The 18,202-nt window shown below is 45.2% G+C and carries 13 protein-coding genes; 9 read left to right on the top strand and 4 right to left on the bottom strand.

Annotation, left to right across the window (positions count from 1 at the left end; all coding sequences use genetic code 11):
- Positions 1-30 precede the first annotated feature (30 nt).
- The 8 genes from gyrB to ruvC all read left to right on the top strand — a co-directional run bounded on the left by gyrB (position 31) and on the right by ruvC (position 9,520).
- On the top strand, positions 31-1,974 hold the full coding sequence (gene gyrB / locus FDZ78_RS13925) for a DNA topoisomerase (ATP-hydrolyzing) subunit B (RefSeq protein WP_107031439.1): 1,944 nt from the start codon (positions 31-33) through the stop codon (positions 1,972-1,974).
- A 64-nt stretch (positions 1,975-2,038) separates the two neighbouring features.
- Positions 2,039-4,285, top strand: a complete 2,247-nt coding sequence (gene rnr, locus FDZ78_RS13930) for a ribonuclease R (protein ID WP_107031438.1) — start codon at positions 2,039-2,041, stop codon at positions 4,283-4,285.
- A 60-nt stretch (positions 4,286-4,345) separates the two neighbouring features.
- Complete coding sequence (locus FDZ78_RS13935) at positions 4,346-5,308, top strand: polyprenyl synthetase family protein (protein ID WP_136408798.1); 963 nt, start codon at positions 4,346-4,348, stop codon at positions 5,306-5,308.
- Between the two features lie 5 nt (positions 5,309-5,313).
- Positions 5,314-6,084 carry a TatD family hydrolase gene (locus FDZ78_RS13940; protein WP_107031436.1) on the top strand — a complete coding sequence of 257 codons (771 nt, stop codon included), beginning with the start codon at positions 5,314-5,316 and terminating at the stop codon, positions 6,082-6,084.
- Between the two features lie 125 nt (positions 6,085-6,209).
- Positions 6,210-7,175 (top strand): NlpC/P60 family protein, encoded by a 966-nt coding sequence (locus FDZ78_RS13945; RefSeq protein ID WP_136408799.1) that lies wholly within the window; start codon positions 6,210-6,212, stop codon positions 7,173-7,175.
- Positions 7,176-7,201: 26 nt separating this feature from the next.
- Positions 7,202-8,644, top strand: a complete 1,443-nt coding sequence (locus tag FDZ78_RS13950) for a carbon starvation protein A (RefSeq protein WP_136408800.1) — start codon at positions 7,202-7,204, stop codon at positions 8,642-8,644.
- A gap of 4 nt (positions 8,645-8,648) precedes the next feature.
- Positions 8,649-8,957 carry a DUF4286 family protein gene (locus FDZ78_RS14990; protein ID WP_107031433.1) on the top strand — a complete coding sequence of 103 codons (309 nt, stop codon included), beginning with the start codon at positions 8,649-8,651 and terminating at the stop codon, positions 8,955-8,957.
- A 5-nt stretch (positions 8,958-8,962) separates the two neighbouring features.
- Positions 8,963-9,520, top strand: a complete 558-nt coding sequence (ruvC, locus tag FDZ78_RS13960) for a crossover junction endodeoxyribonuclease RuvC (RefSeq protein ID WP_136408801.1) — start codon at positions 8,963-8,965, stop codon at positions 9,518-9,520.
- Positions 9,521-9,555: 35 nt separating this feature from the next.
- On the opposite strand, the gene FDZ78_RS13965 is transcribed toward ruvC, so the two are convergent.
- The 4 genes from FDZ78_RS13965 to FDZ78_RS13980 all read right to left on the bottom strand — a co-directional run bounded on the left by FDZ78_RS13965 (position 9,556) and on the right by FDZ78_RS13980 (position 13,233).
- Positions 9,556-10,299 carry a glycosyltransferase family 2 protein gene (locus tag FDZ78_RS13965; RefSeq protein ID WP_136408802.1) on the bottom strand — a complete coding sequence of 248 codons (744 nt, stop codon included), beginning with the start codon at positions 10,297-10,299 and terminating at the stop codon, positions 9,556-9,558.
- A 144-nt stretch (positions 10,300-10,443) separates the two neighbouring features.
- Complete coding sequence (locus tag FDZ78_RS13970; RefSeq protein WP_136408803.1) at positions 10,444-10,656, bottom strand: winged helix-turn-helix domain-containing protein; 213 nt, start codon at positions 10,654-10,656, stop codon at positions 10,444-10,446.
- Between the two features lie 207 nt (positions 10,657-10,863).
- Complete coding sequence (locus FDZ78_RS13975; protein WP_240740294.1) at positions 10,864-12,300, bottom strand: alpha-amylase family glycosyl hydrolase; 1,437 nt, start codon at positions 12,298-12,300, stop codon at positions 10,864-10,866.
- Positions 12,301-12,372: 72 nt separating this feature from the next.
- On the bottom strand, positions 12,373-13,233 hold the full coding sequence (locus tag FDZ78_RS13980) for a phosphatidate cytidylyltransferase (protein ID WP_107031428.1): 861 nt from the start codon (positions 13,231-13,233) through the stop codon (positions 12,373-12,375).
- Between the two features lie 270 nt (positions 13,234-13,503).
- Here FDZ78_RS13980 and FDZ78_RS13985 point away from each other — a divergent pair, with 270 nt between their 5' ends.
- Complete coding sequence (locus FDZ78_RS13985) at positions 13,504-18,159, top strand: translocation/assembly module TamB domain-containing protein (protein WP_136408804.1); 4,656 nt, start codon at positions 13,504-13,506, stop codon at positions 18,157-18,159.
- Positions 18,160-18,202 lie beyond the last annotated feature (43 nt).

Raw genomic sequence — 18,202 nt, forward strand, 5'->3', positions numbered from 1 at the left:
TAACGAAAAATAACTATAGAACATATAATCATGTCAGAAGACAAAGAACGCGAATCAGAAGTTTATAGCGCGAGCAATATTCAGGTGCTTGAGGGCTTGGAAGCCGTTAGAAAGCGCCCGGCCATGTATATTGGCGACATCAGTTTCAAGGGATTGCATCATCTGGTTTATGAGGTGGTCGACAACTCTATTGACGAAGCCCTCGCCGGCTATGCAAGTCATATAGAGGTGACTATAAATGCCGACAATTCAATTACCGTTGTTGACAACGGGCGAGGCATCCCTGTCGATATGCATGAAAAGGAGCACAAAAGTGCCCTTGAGGTAGTTCTGACAGTCCTTCATGCTGGCGGTAAATTCGATAAAGGCTCCTACAAAGTATCAGGCGGTCTGCACGGTGTAGGCGTCTCTTGTGTGAACGCGCTTTCGTCTTATCTCAGAGCGGAAGTGCGTCGTAACGGAAAGGTTTATATGCAGGAATACGCTTATGGCAAACCCACTTGTGAACTTACTGTCATCGGAGACACCGACTCAACCGGTACATCTGTTACGTTCCGTCCGGATACAAGTATTTTTACCGTGTCGGAATATGATTATGATACATTGGCCAACCGCCTGAGGGATCTTGCATTCCTGAATGCAGGCATAACCCTTACGCTTACTGACATGCGTAAAGTTGATGAGGCCGGAAATCCGCGCCGTGAGGTCTTCTATTCCCGCGATGGACTTCGCGAATTCGTACAGTATCTTGATTCTAACAAAGAATCTCTGATCAATGATGTGATACATCTCAACACCGAGCGCCAGGGTATTCCCGTGGAAGTAGCTCTTACATACAATACCACATTCAATGAGAATGTGTATTCGTTTGTGAACAATATCCACACGATTGAAGGCGGTACACACCAGACCGGCTTCCGCCGTGGCCTTACGACTACTCTAAAAAAATACGCCGAAGACAACAAGCTTCTTGAAAAAGTTAAGATTGAAGTTTCCGGCGATGACTTCCGTGAAGGTCTGACGGCTGTGATTTCCGTGAAAGTGATGGAACCTCAGTTCGAGGGACAAACCAAGACCAAGCTTGGCAACAGTGAGGTTCAGGGTGCTGTTTCGGCTGCTGTCAGCGAAGCTCTCCGATATTATCTTGAAGAGCATCCGCGTCAGGCAAAGGTTATTGTTGACAAAATTGTACTTGCAGCTCAGGCCCGTCATGCAGCTTTGAATGCCCGTCAGAAAATTCAGCGCAAATCACCCCTTTCGGGAGGAGGTCTGCCTGGTAAGCTCTCTGACTGTTCTTCACGTCATGCCGAAGACTGTGAACTGTTCCTTGTCGAAGGTGATTCGGCCGGCGGTACCGCCAAGCAGGGCCGAAACCGTACATTTCAGGCTATTCTTCCTTTGCGAGGCAAGATTCTGAACGTTGAGAAAGCTATGGATCATAAGATTCTTGACAATCAGGAAATAACAAGCCTCTACCGCGCAATGCGAGTAACTATCGGAACTGAAGATGATCCTATGGCCATCAATATCTCACGCCTTGCCTATCACAAGATAATCATCATGACTGATGCCGATGTCGACGGTAGTCATATAGCGACGCTGCTGATGACATTCTTCTTCCGCCGCATGCGCCCGATTATCGAACAGGGATATCTCTATCTGGCAACACCGCCGCTGTATAAATGTACCCGTGGAAAAGCAGAAGAATACTGCTGGACAGAAGCCCAGGTTCAACAATTTATCGCTGTCAATGGAGAAAAAACCAAAGTTCAGCGTTATAAAGGATTAGGAGAGATGAGTGCGGAAGAACTCCGTGACACCACAATGGATCCTGAACAGCGCCTCTTGAAACAAGTGACAATAAGTGATGCTGTTGAAGCAGACCGTATTTTCTCAATGCTCATGGGCGAAGACGTAGGTCCGCGTCGTGATTTCATCGAGTCAAACGCCAATTACGCAAATATTGACGCCTGATGCAGTCCTGAGTCTCCTATTGTATCAATTCTAATTTCTATATACCTCTTAATTTTCAACTACTATGGCTCAATCAGCAAAAGCTGCAAGCTCAAAAAGCAACATTGCCCTCGCGAAGAAGGTGATGGACTTTGTTATGCAGCAGAAGAACAACACATATAATTATAAGCAAGTTGCCCATGCTATAGGGGCTAAAACCGCAGTTCAGCAGCGCAACATAGCTTTGCAGCTGGTTGAAATGGCATTCAACGGCGAAATCATAGAGGTTTCGCCGGGTAAATACAAATCTCCACAGCGTGGCAATGAAGCTATTGGTGTGTTTGTCCGTCGTAGTAATGGGAAAAATTCTGTAATTACTGATTCTGATGGCGAGACTATTTTCGTGGCTGAACGCAATTCGATGCATGCTCTGAATGGCGATAGAGTGAAAGTCAATATCGCAGCTCATCGAAGAGGTGCCGAGCCTGAAGCAGAGGTCATAGAAATAATTGAGAAAAAGGAGCAGACGTTCATCGGGACTCTGAAAGTCGACAAGCACTTCGGTTATCTTTTGACAGATTCCAAATATCTGGCTACAGATATTTTTATCCCGAAGGCAAAGCTTAAAAGCGGCAAGACCGGAGATAAAGCTGTGGTGCGGATCACGGAATGGAAAGACGATTTCAAAAATCCAAGCGGAGAGGTTGTCGATATCCTCGGCAAGGCAGGGGAGAACAACACCGAGATCCATGCCATTCTCGCTGAATTTGGATTGCCTTACAAATATCCGTCAACTGTAGAAAAGGCTGCGGATAAAATCGGAGCCGGAATAACAGAGGAAGTCGTAGCGCAGCGTATCGATATGCGTGACGTTCTCACATTCACCATTGACCCGGCTGATGCAAAGGATTTTGATGACGCGCTTTCATTCAGACGTCTCTCGAACGGACATTATGAGATCGGTGTTCATATCGCAGACGTGACCCATTATGTACATCCCGATACGATTATAGACCGCGAGGCGCAAAAACGTGCCACTTCAGTTTATCTGGTTGACCGTGTCGTGCCGATGTTGCCTGAACACTTGTGCAACGGCATATGCTCGTTGCGTCCGAATGAAGACAAACTGGCATTCTCGGTGATCTTCCATATGGATGACGACGGCAAGGTGCTTACATCGAAAATTGCCCGTACCGTGATCAGATCAGATCGTCGATTCTCTTATGAAGAAGCTCAGAATGTGATTGAAACCGGTCTTGGTGATTGTGTCGAAGCCATTAAGAAACTTGATGAACTGGCCAAGATACTTCGCCGGCAGCGTTATGAGAACGGTTCTGTTGAATTTGACAGAGCGGAAGTGAAATTCCATATTGATGAAGCCGGCAAACCTCTGGGTGTATTCTTCAAAGTTTCTAAAGACGCCAACAAACTAATTGAAGAATTCATGCTGCTTGCCAACCGCACAGTCGCTACATTTGTCGGCAAACCGCAGGGCAAGAAAAAAGCCAAGGCATTTGTCTATCGAGTGCATGATGTCCCTGATCCGTCCCGTCTGGCTGATCTTGCCGCAATTGCCAGAACATTCGGCTACAAAATCAAAGCATCGGGAACCCCCAAGGAGATCAACCGTTCGATTAACCGTATGCTTGCGGAGGTGAAGGGTAGAGGAGAGGAAAATTATCTGTCGACTCTTGCCATACGCTCAATGGCTAAGGCTATTTACACCACTGACAATATCGGTCATTACGGACTTGGATTTGAATATTATACACATTTTACATCTCCTATACGCCGTTATCCTGACATGATGGTTCATCGCCTGCTTGACCGTTATCTCGCAGGTGGCCGTAGCGTAAATCTTCAGAAACTTGAAGATCAATGCAAACACTCCAGTGAAATGGAGCAGCTTGCTGCTACAGCCGAACGCTCGTCTATCAAATACAAGCAGGTTGAATACATGCAGGAACATATCGGAGATAAATTTTCCGGCATTATCTCCGGCGTGACCGAATGGGGCCTTTATGTAGAACTCAACGACAATCTTTGCGAAGGTCTTGTGCCGATGCGTGATCTGGCAGACGATTACTATGATTTTGACGAGAAAAACCATTGTCTGGTAGGCCGTAGGCATAACCATCGTTATCGTCTTGGTGACAATGTGGATATTCGGGTGGCACGCGCCGACCTGGAGAAAAAGCAACTAGACTTCGTGTTGCTCGATGACAATGGCAATGCCTTGCGCAAAAGCGACAAAGAAGATGATATGGGCTCCAAAGTCTCAGTGGCCGAAGCTCTGACACAGCATGGCAAGAAAAAACGCCGCCGCAAATAATGCGGCATCAAAAAACTTGCCACTACACCACCTTGGATCAAGATTTAGAGAACTTGTTTTATGAAAGAATTTGACGAATATATTTCGATTGTCAACAAAGCGATTGAAAACTTGAAGCTTCCGGCCAACCCGGCCGGACTATATGATCCGATACATTACACTCTGGATTGTGGCGGCAAACGATTACGCCCGGTAATGGCGTTGGCAGCCTGTGAGGCTATGGGAAAAGATCCCATGACGGCTATTCATCAAGCAGTTGCTATCGAAATGTTCCACAATTTCACTCTTCTGCATGATGATGTCATGGATAATGCGGATGTCAGGCGCGGTCGTCCGACTGTTCACAGAAAGTGGGACGAAGAGACTGCAATTCTTTCAGGTGATGCAATGCTGACCACATCGACAATGCTGTTGGCTATAAAGGCGGGTGAAAACCTTGCCTCCGCCTTGGATCTGTTCAACGGAACTGCCATGAATATCTATGAAGGGCAGCAACTTGACATGGATTTTGAAAAGCGCCTTGATGTCTCGATAGAGGAATACATGGAAATGATCCGCCTGAAGACCTCTGTATTGCTTGGCTGCGCATGCGGCATGGGCGCATTGATGGCCCAGACTCCGTTTGAAACCCAGCTGCAATTTTTTAACTATGGCGTGAATCTCGGTCTTGCCTTCCAGCTTCAGGATGACTATCTTGACACATATGGAGATCCCAAGACTTTCGGCAAAGCAATTGGCGGAGACATCCTCAATGATAAGAAGACCTGGCTGCTGATAATGGCCTTGAAAGAAGATCAGACGGGAGAAGTCAGAAATTTGATAGGCAGCGATGTGCCGGCAGAAGAAAAAATAAACAAGGTAAGAGCTGTATATGACCGTCTTGGCTTGCCGGAACGAATACATGAATTGATACGGGCTTATATTGATACGGCGATATCATGTCTGGACCAGCTCCCGATCCCACCTGACGCACGGGCATTTTTCATTGATCTCGCTCTGAAATCAGCGACACGCAATAAGTAGGTTGTATGTTTGTAGACACTCATACTCATCTGTATCTTGACGATTTTTTGCCGTCGCGTGAAACTATTGTAGAAAATGCTTTTGCTGCCGGCGTAGAGAAGCTGATCTTCCCGAATGTAGATCTGACCACTATCGGTCCGATGAACGATCTGCGAGATCGTTTCCCAGACAAAATTTTTATGGCTATGGGGCTTCATCCGACTGAAATAGGGGCGGCTTGGGAAGCAGATCTTGCAAAAATTGAATCAGAACTGTCAGCCTCGATTGAAAAATATGTGGCGATAGGGGAGATCGGAATTGACCTTTATTGGGATCGCTCTTATCGCGAGCAGCAGCTGATAGCCTTTAGCCGCCAGGTTGATTGGGCTATAAGTCGTGACCTTCCGGTAATAATCCATTGCCGGGACGGACTGGATGAGATTTTGACTGTGCTGACTGAAAAAGCCGGTAAAGTGCGTGGGGTATTTCACAGTTTCGGAGGAACAGCAGAAGACGTAAGACGTATTCGAGAGACCGGAGATTTTTATTTTGGAATCAACGGCATTGTTACTTTTAAAAACTCGAAACTTGGTGATACTCTCCCGGAAATCGGGCTGGACAGAATATTGCTTGAAACAGATTCTCCATATCTTGCGCCTGTCCCATTCAGGGGAAAACGCAACGAGAGTGCCTATATTGTCAATATCGCCGAGCGGGTTGCCGCTTGTCTGAATATTCCTTGCAAAGACGTTGAGGAAGCTACAACCTCCAATGCCCTCAGCCTATTTTCGATCTGAGCAGCCAAGAAGCAAGTTCCTTTTGAATTTGCATACTTGCGGATAGCATAATAACACTTTTTAGCTGTCGGCATTTTTAATATTATTACAAAAATAGCTTACTTTGTAATAAGTTTTTATTTGCCATGTATTTGTTTAGAACTCTATTTGCAATATTATTCGTTGCCTTGTCTGTCTTCCCTTTAAAAGCACAGGATCGAAACTGGGCTCAGGTTCGCATTCCCGTTGCATGTATTCGCGATGGTAAAAGCCATGCGTCGGAAATGACGTCACAGGTAATAATGGGTACTCCTTTGCTAATATTGGAGGAAGATGAAGAGTGGATTAAAATTGAAGCACCTGACGGCTATGAAGGTTATATCAATATCTCCGGATTGAGCCGCAAGTCAGAACCTCAGATTAATGAATGGCGCTCATCAGAACGTCTTGTAATTACATCTCGAACTGAGGCTAAAGTTTATTCTTCACCGTCAGAACCTTCTGCGCGTACTGTAATTTCAGAGCTTGTGTTAAGCTCCATTGTAGAAGGGAAAATGAGCGATGGCCCATTTTGTGAGGTAGTGTTGCCTGATGGGCGCAAAGGCTACGTTGCTTCCAGCGATGTTATTCCGGCAGAACAATGGGCGAGCCGGTCACTGGATGTGGACAGCATACTTGAAACAGCATACTGGCTTATGGGGGCTCCATATTTGTGGGGCGCTTGCTCAACAAAGAGTGTCGACTGTTCCGGCTTGGTAAGAGTAGCATATTTTGACCGCGGAATCCTAACCCTCAGAGATGCCCGTCAGCAAATAGGAATAGGACGGCGAATTGAGCCGACTGACATAGACAGTCTTCGAAGAGGTGATCTCCTGTTCTTTTCAAACACTCCTGAGGGCCGTATCTCACATGTTGCTATCTATGATTCTGACGGAAAATATATCCATTCATCGGGTCTGGTGAAAACCAACCAGATGAATGCTGACGATCCTGATTTCGGCAAGCGCTGCTATCGTGGGGCATCTCGTATTGCAGGAATGGAGGACACGGATGGTATTGTCAGAGTTATTAATCACCCTTGGTATTTCGACCGCTCTCCTTCGGCTCTTTGAATTTTGAAATTAAGCACACATAAACCATGATAACATTTTTGACTTGTCTTGCGTTACTGATAGCAGCCTATTTTACCTATGGCCGATATCTTGAGAGACTCGCAGATATAGACTCTGAGCGCCCAACTCCGGTGGATCGTTGTGAAGACGGAGTTGACTACATAAAATTGCCCAGATGGCGCGTATTTTTGATTCAATTGCTGAACATTGCCGGCACCGGACCTATTTTCGGCGCCATTCTTGGCGCATGTTTCGGTCCGGTTGCATTTCTATGGATCACGCTCGGAGGCATATTCTTTGGCGCTATGCATGATTTTCTTTCAGGCGTGATGATCATGCGCCATGACGGGCGCAGTCTGCCTGAGATCATAGGCATATACATGGGTATCACCACCCGCTCTGTAGTACGAGTATTCTCGATAGCACTGATGGTGTTGGTCGGAGCCGTTTTTATTCTGAGTCCGGCGGAATTACTGGCATCAATGGTGCCGTCTGTCGCCAAAAACATCTGGGTCTGGATAATCCTTACCTATTATGTGCTGGCCACAATGCTGCCGGTTGACAAGGTGATAGGCAAAGTATATCCGATATTCGGCATCGCGCTTATTGCTATGGCTGCCGGTCTGTTGGTTGTGCTGCTATCTGGCTCATATGCAATTCCGGAACTAACCACACTTCACAATTTTCAGTTAAACCCTGATAAACTGCCTATAATTCCTACTCTTTTCATAACCATTGCATGCGGTGCCATATCCGGATTTCATGCCACTCAGTCTCCGCTGATGGCAAGATGTATAACCAATGAGAAAAAATGCCGCTCGGTTTTTTATGGCTCTATGATTTCTGAAAGCGTGATAGCCCTGATCTGGGCTGCTATCGCAATGGCCTTCTTTCATGGCTCGACGGGGCTTGGAGAACAGCTTGCCGAACATGGCGGAAATGCGGCATGGGCGGTAGATGTCATATCTCATACCACTTTAGGCAAAGTCGGAGCTGTGTTGGCGCTGCTTGGAGTTGTGGCTGCTCCGATCACATCAGGCGACACTGCTTTCAGAGGTGCAAGGCTGATTGTAGCCGATATATTCAAAATTGACCAGCGGCCCATATTGAAACGCTTTGCAGTGTGTATTCCTCTGTTTGTGGTCGGCTATGGCATTACCCTTATAAACTTCGACATTGTATGGCGATATTTTGCATGGGCCAATCAGACATTGGCAGCTGTGGTCTTATGGGCGATCTACATCTGGCTTGCCCGTAAAAAACGTAATTACTGGGTGGCATTGATACCTGCGTTAGCCATGACTTTTATTGTAACATGTTTCGTGTTTGTGTCACCGCAATTTTTTGGCATTGAGAATAAAATTTTAGCATTCGCCCTTGCCGCTTTATCGACAGTCGCGCTTGGATATCTGGCAAACCGCAGGGTGGATCCCGCAATTGTTATCTCGAATAAATCTGAATCCAATTGAAAATATGATTATAATTAATACCACATTTCACGTAGAACGTAGCATTGAAAACAATTTTTGCAAATGGGTGAGAGATGAATATGTGCCGTCAGCCTTAGCCTCCGGGATATTATCAGAACCCGGTTTCTCACGCATCCTGATCGAAGTTCAGGAAGATTGTTCGAGTTTTGCGGTTAGTTTCAAGACTGAATCTATTGAAGATGCAGTTACATGGCATGACGGGCATGGGGCTGCTCTGCGACAGTCTCTACATACAAAATTCGGAGAAAAGGCTCTTTTCTTTTCAACATACATGGACGAACAGCCTCTTTGACAAGAATGCAGCATGACAAGGTCATAATAGGTATTGATCCGGGAACCAATATCATGGGTTACGGAATTCTCGGCATCAAAGGCAAGAATCCTGAGTTGATTGCATTGGGAGTGGTGAAACTCAACAAGTATGACAGCCATTATCTGCGCCTGCTTCACATCCATCAGCGAGTATTAGGACTTGTCGAACAGTTTCTACCGGATGAAATGGCTATCGAAGCTCCGTTTTTCGGTAAAAATGTTCAATCCATGCTCAAGCTTGGCCGAGCTCAGGGAGTGGCTATCGCTGCCGCGCTCTCACGTGACATACCTATTACGGAATATGAACCGCGAAAAATCAAAATGGCCATAACCGGCAATGGAGCGGCAAGCAAGGAGCAGGTTCGTGAAATGCTGAGACGGATACTGAGGATATCAGACGAGCAACTTGACATAGAACTTGATGCGACAGACGCATTGGGCGCAGCTTTATGCCATTTCTATGAATCGAGTCGCCCGGCAAAAACAAATGCGCCCAAATCCTGGAAAGACTTTATTGCAAAAAATCCGGATAAGCTCAAATAATGGGCTCGATCAATTACTATTCAAAAGACCGCTGATTATTTTGATATTTTACGTTTCAGACTTCGGATAAGGAATTTTATGTGACGGCAGACAGTAGAAATAAGGCCATAATAATGGCTCATTATTCTGAAACGTTCCACCAATGAGGCTTTATGATGCGATGTGGTAACACCTTCTGACAGATAGTCAATCAGTATGTCGTCAATATATTGATTTCGATGAGACCTCTGCAGACAGCGGATACACCATTCAAAATCCGAAGAATATTTATAGCGCGTATCATAGTTGTCAACCAGTTTCCGAAGCACAACGAAAGCCTGATGGCATACAACCATGCCATCTCTGAAACTGTCGAGCGTAAGTACAGATGGAGCTATAAGATGACGGTCACCGATCCGCTTGCGGGCAGCATCAACGATCTGAGTCTGGCCATAGACTATTCCGGGATAATCATTGTCCATAACCGCATCAGCTATTTCCTGAAGAGTATCTTTGGAGTGAAAGGAGTCTCCGGCATTAAGAAATATCACATAATCACCTTGAGCCAGTCCAAGCCCTTTGTTCATTGCATCATATAGACCTCGGTCTGGCTCCGAACTTATGGTCATATTGCTGATTCCCGATTTTTCTGCGAGTTTCACGCTCTCATCTGTCGAAGCGCCATCAATCAGCAGGTACTCGTATAGCTGACAAGTCTGTTCTCCGACGCTTTTCAATGTAGGAGGTAATGTCGCAGCTGCATTATAAGTGACGGTGATAATAGAAAACAGAGGATTCATCAGAAGGACGGGTAGTTGTAAGTAAAAATAATTTTAGGATGGTCAAATTTACGGGTATGTCAGCTTGTTGAAGATGGCATACCCGTTATAGTGAAATAGTACGGGAAAGAACAGACTAAAAAGGCAATAGCAAAAAGCGAATTATTACTGGACAAGAGAAACGATCAGTTCCTTGTCGTCTTCGCTTTCCTGGAAATTTACTTTGCCTTCGCGTGCAAGCCAGCCAAGAGCGGCATAAAGGTCCTTCTCTGTTTTGATTTTTGCTATTTTCTTGAGCTGCTTGGTCCCAAGTGCATCCGCTTCGTTAAGGGCAGCCCATACGCATCCTGCGTTTAAGCCGATAGTGTCAGTATTCATTTCAAAATAATTTAAAATAAGTAATATAGGGTTGTTCTGTATAGATGATAGGCCATTTTGCCCTGACAGGCGAGTATATGGCACAAATTTACAATTATTTTTTAAAATATGTTTACTACTTGGTAACAATTTGCGTGATAAAAAAGTTCATAAGGCGTCAACATGGTTTGTGTCAACGCCTTATGATCCATTAGGTGAAAGAGGGAATTAATTGTTATATAATATATATGAGGTGTAGGGTGACAGAGTTCCGCTAATCTTGCCTGACTTAACAGTAAAAATGGAATTATATACCCGGTCATGATATTCACCGTCAGGCACGGTTGTCTCCAGCCCGTTGAGATTTTGCTCTTGGCCCGAAATATTGATGAGAGCCACGCCAGAAGAACCGCGGCTGACTTCAATTACAGCTCCGTTATCAGTCGAAATGACTTTTTCAGGAGTTCCACTCATGTCCTTCCGGAATTTATTGGCAGCTACCACTTCGGGGTGTTTAAATTCATCATTTCCACGGGCGCCAACTCGGTTATTACCCCAGAAATTTTCGCGTGTGCTGCCAGCCGGACGACTGAAAAACAACGGTGTGCCATTCTGACGGGACGCAAGGAATACCCATCCCATTCGGATCTGTTGGTCAGTCAGTCCGGCCGATTCATGTTCATTAGCATAAGTATCATGTGATTCCACCCATGTGACAAGTTTTTTCCCTTCTGCCGGATGATGCCAGGAAAGCAGTGAATCAGCGGCAAAATCAGCTTTCTCCAAGACGGTGCGCAGCGCATGTCCATAAGCACTGGCGGTAAGATTCATGTACTCGGCATATTCCTTTTCTTTGACATTCTTGTCTTGAAGAACCTCTCCATATATAAATAATGAGTCGGCAGGAACAGCCAGCTTAAGACCTTTGACGCTTTCTCTACCGGTTGCCACATCCCAGAAATTATTTCGGGAGGCTAACGAATCGAGAGGATCAGACGGCAAGCCGATATGTTTTGCGGTGTCATAACGGAATCCCTTCACTCCAAGGCTCAGAAGATCATTGACATATGTCAGGTAGTAATGCTGAAAATCCGGATTTTCGGTGTTCACATCAGGCAGGCCGCCCATCTTTCCGGTTGTGCACTCATAACGGTCATTATAATCACGGATATCGTTAAATCCGTTTGCATGGAATAATTTGTCATGACCGCCAACAGCGTTGTCAAGATCAGGCAGGACTGCCGTATGGTCGACAGCTGTATGATTCGGCAGTACGTCAACAATAACCTTTATATTGTATTTTTTTGCGCTGTCCATCATGGCCTTGAACTGATCACGGTTGCCAAGAAGGTAATTGCCGATTTTCCAATCTGTAGGCTGATAGTAATAATACCATTTGCCCCTGACTGAATCACCGTCGGCCGAGAACAGAGCCAAACCACCGTCTTCACCAACAAAACAAGTGTTAGCCGGTGAAGTCTGCACATAAGTATATCCGGCAGCTGCAATATCTTTCATATTAGCGCCGATGGTGTCAAATGACCAAGACCATGCATGGAGAATGACATCGTCATTTGTATCAGCCACAGCCTTGGTGTCCTTGCCTGAATTGCAAGAGGAGATGAAGGCCATGCCTAAAGCAGTAAGGCATAATAATTTTTTCATTTCGGATAAGTGTAAGTATGAATAATTAATGTATGATATAATCATAGGCAATGGGCTTGACAAGCCCTGTGATCAACAGCAGTATAAAATAAGAGCTGTCAGATAAAGCACACTGGCCGGAACCACCAGAAGCAGAGAATCTATGCGGTCAAGTATACCTCCATGTCCGGGAAGAATAGTGCCTGAATCCTTGACACCCAAAGTACGTTTTATAAGAGACTCAACAAGATCTCCCCAAGTGGCAAAAGCGCCCACGACAGCACCAAGTCCACAAAGGCCGGCCAATGAAACCGATTCGAAATATTGAGGAAAGGCGTATTTGAACATAAAAGCCGAGGCAATAGCGAATATCACACCTCCTGCAAATCCTTCCCAAGATTTTTTTGGCGATATTCGTGGAAACAGCCTATGCTTTCCAAAAAGTGATCCAACGCAGAATGCACCGGTGTCATTCAGCCATATCATGATAAACATGGCAAGCAGCAGAAATTTACCGTCTGGGAATGTATAGAACATAGACATGATACCCACGGGCAATGCTATATACATCTGTCCCATATAAGAATAAGCCAGTTTTGTCAGCGGAGAGTTTTCCTGACTGTAGAGTTGCATTACAAGGCGAACAATCAAATAGAGGAGATAGACGGTGAAAAACGTTCCGCCAAGCACAGCAGTTGTAAAGGGTGACAGCAATGACATGTTGACACATCCGAGCCCGATGCAAAGTATGATGCCTCCGACTATATCAATGACGAGAGTGGTGATATTCTCTCCTCCATTAGATGAATTGCAAAGGTTATAGAACTCATGAAGTGCCAGCAATGTGATCAATGCGAAAAAGATTATATAATTCCATCCGCCTGCAAGTACTGAGTAGCAAATGAGAGCTACATAGACAGCTCCGGTTATAGCGCGTAATATAAGATTTTTCATTTGTAGATAATTTCTGCAAAAATAACGAAAAAATATTAATGTGATACAATTTTTTGAGACCGAACTGCTTTTTGGCTGTAACTTTCAACGATGACCGAATGCCATTTTAACTTTCTAAAGAAATTTTAAAACAATTGTAGTACTTTTGTGGTTTATATAGCATATCGTTTAACATTCTAATTTTAGTGCGCCTTGAGTCATACGATTGGTAAAAAAATTCTTAAAGCATTCCTTTGGACGGTATTAGGCATAGTTTTGTTGCTTATACTTATGCCTGTTTTGCTTTATGTGCCCTTCGTTCAGGATTTTGCAGTCGGAATCGCAACAGAACAAGTGGCAAAATCGACAGGAATGAAAGTCGAGATAGGCAAATTGCGTCTTGGCTTCCCTTTGCGTCTTAAGGTCGAGAACACAACCGTGGTCCAGGCCAATGGTGATACGATGCTGACTTCAGGTCGGATGTCGGTCAATGTCAAGCTTATGCCCCTTTTAAAAGGAGAAATCGAAGTAGCCGGAGCCTCGCTTGACAACAGTTTCTATCAATTGGGCAACAGCGATTCTCTCATGTGGCTACGGGCTAATATCCGAAAGGTTGACATTGACGGCACGGATATTAATTTGAACCAAGGCGATATCAACCTTTCACGTGCGGATATCGAGGGTGTAAGAGTAAAACTACGGATTCTTCAGGATTCGACATCCGCTCCTCAGGACACAGCATCATCCAAGCCGATGAAAATAAAAGCTGGCGTTATAACTCTTCGTGACCTGAGCTACTCGATGGAGATGCTTCCGACAATTGATTCTCTTGGGTGCAATGTAGATATGATGTCACTCTCGGATGCTTCTGTAGATATGGCCCGGAAGACTATTTTGGGCCGCAGCCTTAAAATTGACAGCGTATCTGCCACTTATATTTATCCATTGCTTGAGTCAACAGCGTCAATATCCGGATCCGAAGAAGAGGAAGAGGATGAAACCACTTCTGAATTGTGGACAATTTCAGCTGACACTATCAGACTGACAGCCAAAAGAGGTCTTTATGCCCAGCGCGGAGCCAAACCGGCTTCCGGATTCACGCCATCATATATAGATGTGTCAGACATTACCATTGAAATTGATTCATTCTACAATAAAGGTGCCGCCATACGTGTTCCGCTCAAAAAGTTTGACGCCAGTGAATTCTGTGGCTTGCAAATTCATGCCGACGGTAATTTTTCCATGAATCAGGATCTGATGTCTGCGTCCGGATTTTCTATCGAGACACTCAGATCTTCTCTCAGATTCGATGCGGAAATGGGAATGGGCGATCTGATGACTGACCGGAATCTACCGTTGATGCTTAAAGCTTCTGCTCGTATAGATCCCCATGAAATCTCCGGGGCATTCCCTGATATGGCCGGTATGCTTAAACCATTGACCCCGATATCGCTTTCGGCTGATATTGATGGCTCTTCGGGCCGATTGAATGTCTATAATCTCGATCTGCGCATGAGTCCCTTAGCCCATGTGGCGCTTGAAGGAGAGATCGACAATCCGTTCAGCCCGGAAAAAATTGGCGGCGAACTGTCAATAAAAGGGAATCTTGCTACAATCACAGACCGCCAGTTCGCTTTTTTGCCGATAAAGAATGTGCCTGCTCTCGGAATCAACGGAACTGTCAATTATCATCCGGGGCGTGTCACCGGCTATGTTGATCTGGCTACTGGCAGCGGGCATCTTGCCGGCAGTGGCAAATGGAATGGTCGTTCAGAAGGATATGATGCGACTCTTAATATCAGCGAATTCCCTGTAGATGCATTCATGCCGGAACTGGGGATAGGGAAAGTTTCAGGTACGTTTGTCGTGGACGGCAAAGGTTATAATCCGATGAACAGGAGTTCATTCGTTGACGCTAATGCGAAAATTGATGCGATAGAATACAACAAGGCTGTTTACAAGAACATCGCATTAAACGCATCGCTTCATAACGGAAAGGCCACCGGCACGCTTGAAAGTTCCAACTACAATGCTGATGCGACCGTCAGTTTTGACGCACGGCTTGATCGTGATACAATTCTATGGGATCTGAATTCAGATGTCAGGAATCTTGACCTGATGGCTTTGGGATTATCTGATTCACTCAACAGAGGCTCTGTTGATCTCAACTCAAAAGGATATTTCAATCTGGCCACACAGGCTATTGATGCAACGGTTGACGTATCCCATCTGACATGGAATCTCCCTGCCCTTGATATAGTATTGTCCAAGCCGATATCGGTTGATCTCAACTCTTCCGATTCGCTGCTGAACGCAGGGATAGTAAACGGAGATATGGATCTACGCCTTCATTCGCCGGTATCACTGTTTTCATTTGTAGACGGACTGAATGCCGGGCTGAATGAAATCAATCAGCAAGTCGATAGTATGCGCATCAACGTCAATAGGCTGCACTCCGCTTTCCCTCGTATGGATATGGCTTTGACTATGGGACGCGACAATATTGTGTCTTCTTATATTCGGGAAAGTGCAAAAACACAGTTCGACCATCTGTCTGCAGGAATCCACAATGACAGTGTGATATCATTCAGCACACTTATTGATGGATTCATGACCGGTAGCACCAGTCTTGACTCAATCTCATTAAATGCGATTCAGCATGGTGATTATCTGATTTATAGAGCCGCCATAAATAACAAACCGGGCACTTTCGATGATTTTGCACATGTGACTCTGAATGGCTTTGCCGGTGTCAACAGGTTTACGGCCTACATGAATCAGAAAAATATCAAGGGCGAGAAAGGGTTCAACATTGGCTTATCCGCCATTTTGGAGGACAGCGTGGTCAGTGTCAAGTTCGTGCCGTTGAAACCGACTATCGCATATAAGCCCTGGACTATCAATAAGGACAACTATATCAGTTTCAATCTTGCCAACAAGCACCTTGACGCAGATCTTGAACTTATGGGTGAAAAAAGTTTTGTAAAACTGTTCACTGAGATTCCGGCCGGAGTCGATTCGGCAAGCCATAGTCATGGTGCCGGTGCCCCGCAGGAAGACCTGGTGCTTCAGATTTCGCAGATCCACCTTCAGGACTGGCTCTCGATCAATCCGTTCGCGCCTCCGGTCAAAGGAGATCTTAATGCAGACATGCGCTTCCGTTATGACAATAATGTGCTGACCGGCAAAGGGTTCATTGGTCTCAAAGATCTTTTCTACGGGAGAGAGAGAGTCGGGACATTTGATCTTGATGTTGATGTAGCCAATTCAAAGAATGGCAAACTTATGGCCGATGTCAGTCTGATGGTTGACTCTGTCAAGACAATCACTGCACAGGGTGTGCTAAATGACTCCACATCCGGCACACCGTTTCTTCTGGATTTCCGCATGATCCGCTTCCCGCTGAAAGTGGTCAATCCATTTATTCCGCAGGGAATGGCAACAATCAGCGGAATGCTTAACGGCGAAATGGAGATAACCGGAGACTTTAGCAAGCCAGTATTCAATGGATTCATTAATTTCGATACTACTGCTGTCAAGGTAAAGATGCTTGGAACTTCATTCGGTTTCTCAGACGAAAAAATTCCGGTAGACAGCGGTATCATATCTTTTGATGATTTCGATATAATGGGATGCAACAAGAATCCATTGAAGATCAACGGATCTGTTGATGCCAGAAATATAGCCAATCTTGGTCTGAACCTATCAATGAAAGCATCAAATATTCAGATTGTCAACAGCCAGAAAGCTCGTGGAGCCGATGTCTATGGCAAAGCATATCTTGATGTCAATGCATCAGTCAAAGGCAATATGAATTTTCTGCGGGTCAATGCAGATCTCCGTGTGCTTCCTCAGACCAATGTTACATATATACTATCCGAAACCACAGAAACGCTTTCTGCTCAGAGTAGCGAGGATATGGTGCATTTTATCCAGTTTAATGACACTACCAATATGGTGATGGCTGATTCGGTAGTAGCCAAAACAATGGTATTGGACCTTGAAGCCGCATTGCATCTGGAGCATGGATCTACCATAAACGTAGACTTGTCAGCCAACGGAAGCAACAAAGTGCACATCCAGCCGGAAGGAGACGTTGTGTTCACAATGTCTGAACTCAATGGGGACAGAATGATAGGACGCATAAACATCAACAATGGTTTTGTGCGCTATACACCTCCGTTTATGAGCGAAAAGCAATTTGAATTCCAGGAGGGATCATACATATCATTCAATGGCGATATGATGAATCCGATCCTAAATATTCATGCCGTTGATGTGATGAAAGCCAATGTCACTCAGGACGGGCAGAATTCCCGTCTGGTAAATTTCGATGTGATCCTTTCGGTGACCAATTCGCTTGACAATATGGACGTGGCTTTCGACTTGGCAACAAATGACGATATCACAGTTCAGAACGAACTTGCCTCGATGTCTGCCGAGCAGAGAGCAAATCAGGCAATGAATATGCTGCTATACAATGTTTACACCGGAGCCGGGACCAAGGGCAATGCCAATCTGTCAGGCAATCAGCTATATTCATTCCTGACATCCAAGCTGAACTCGTGGGCCGCCAACAACATTCGCGGGGTTGATATCTCATTCGGCATTGACCAGTATGACAAGACTTACTCCGGATCTACTTCGACCACTACATCGTATAGCTATCGTGTCAGCAAATCTTTCTTTAACGATAGATTCAAGATCGTGGTGGGTGGAAACTACTCTACGGATGCTGATGCAGATGAAAATTTTTCACAAAATCTCATCAACGACATTTCGTTTGAATATCTTCTTAATCAATCAGGCTCTATGTATATTAAAATATTCCGGCATACCGGATATGAAAGTATTCTGGAAGGTGAGATAACACAGACCGGAGTCGGATTTGTACTGAAAAAGAAACTCAACACACTTTGGGAACTCTTCGGTATCAGACGGGATTGATGTATTTGTATAATAACTCTAAAAACAGCAGGCTTTGAAAAAA

The sequence above is a fragment of the Duncaniella sp. B8 genome (assembly GCF_005304985.1).
Lineage (GTDB): Bacteria > Bacteroidota > Bacteroidia > Bacteroidales > Muribaculaceae > Duncaniella > Duncaniella muris.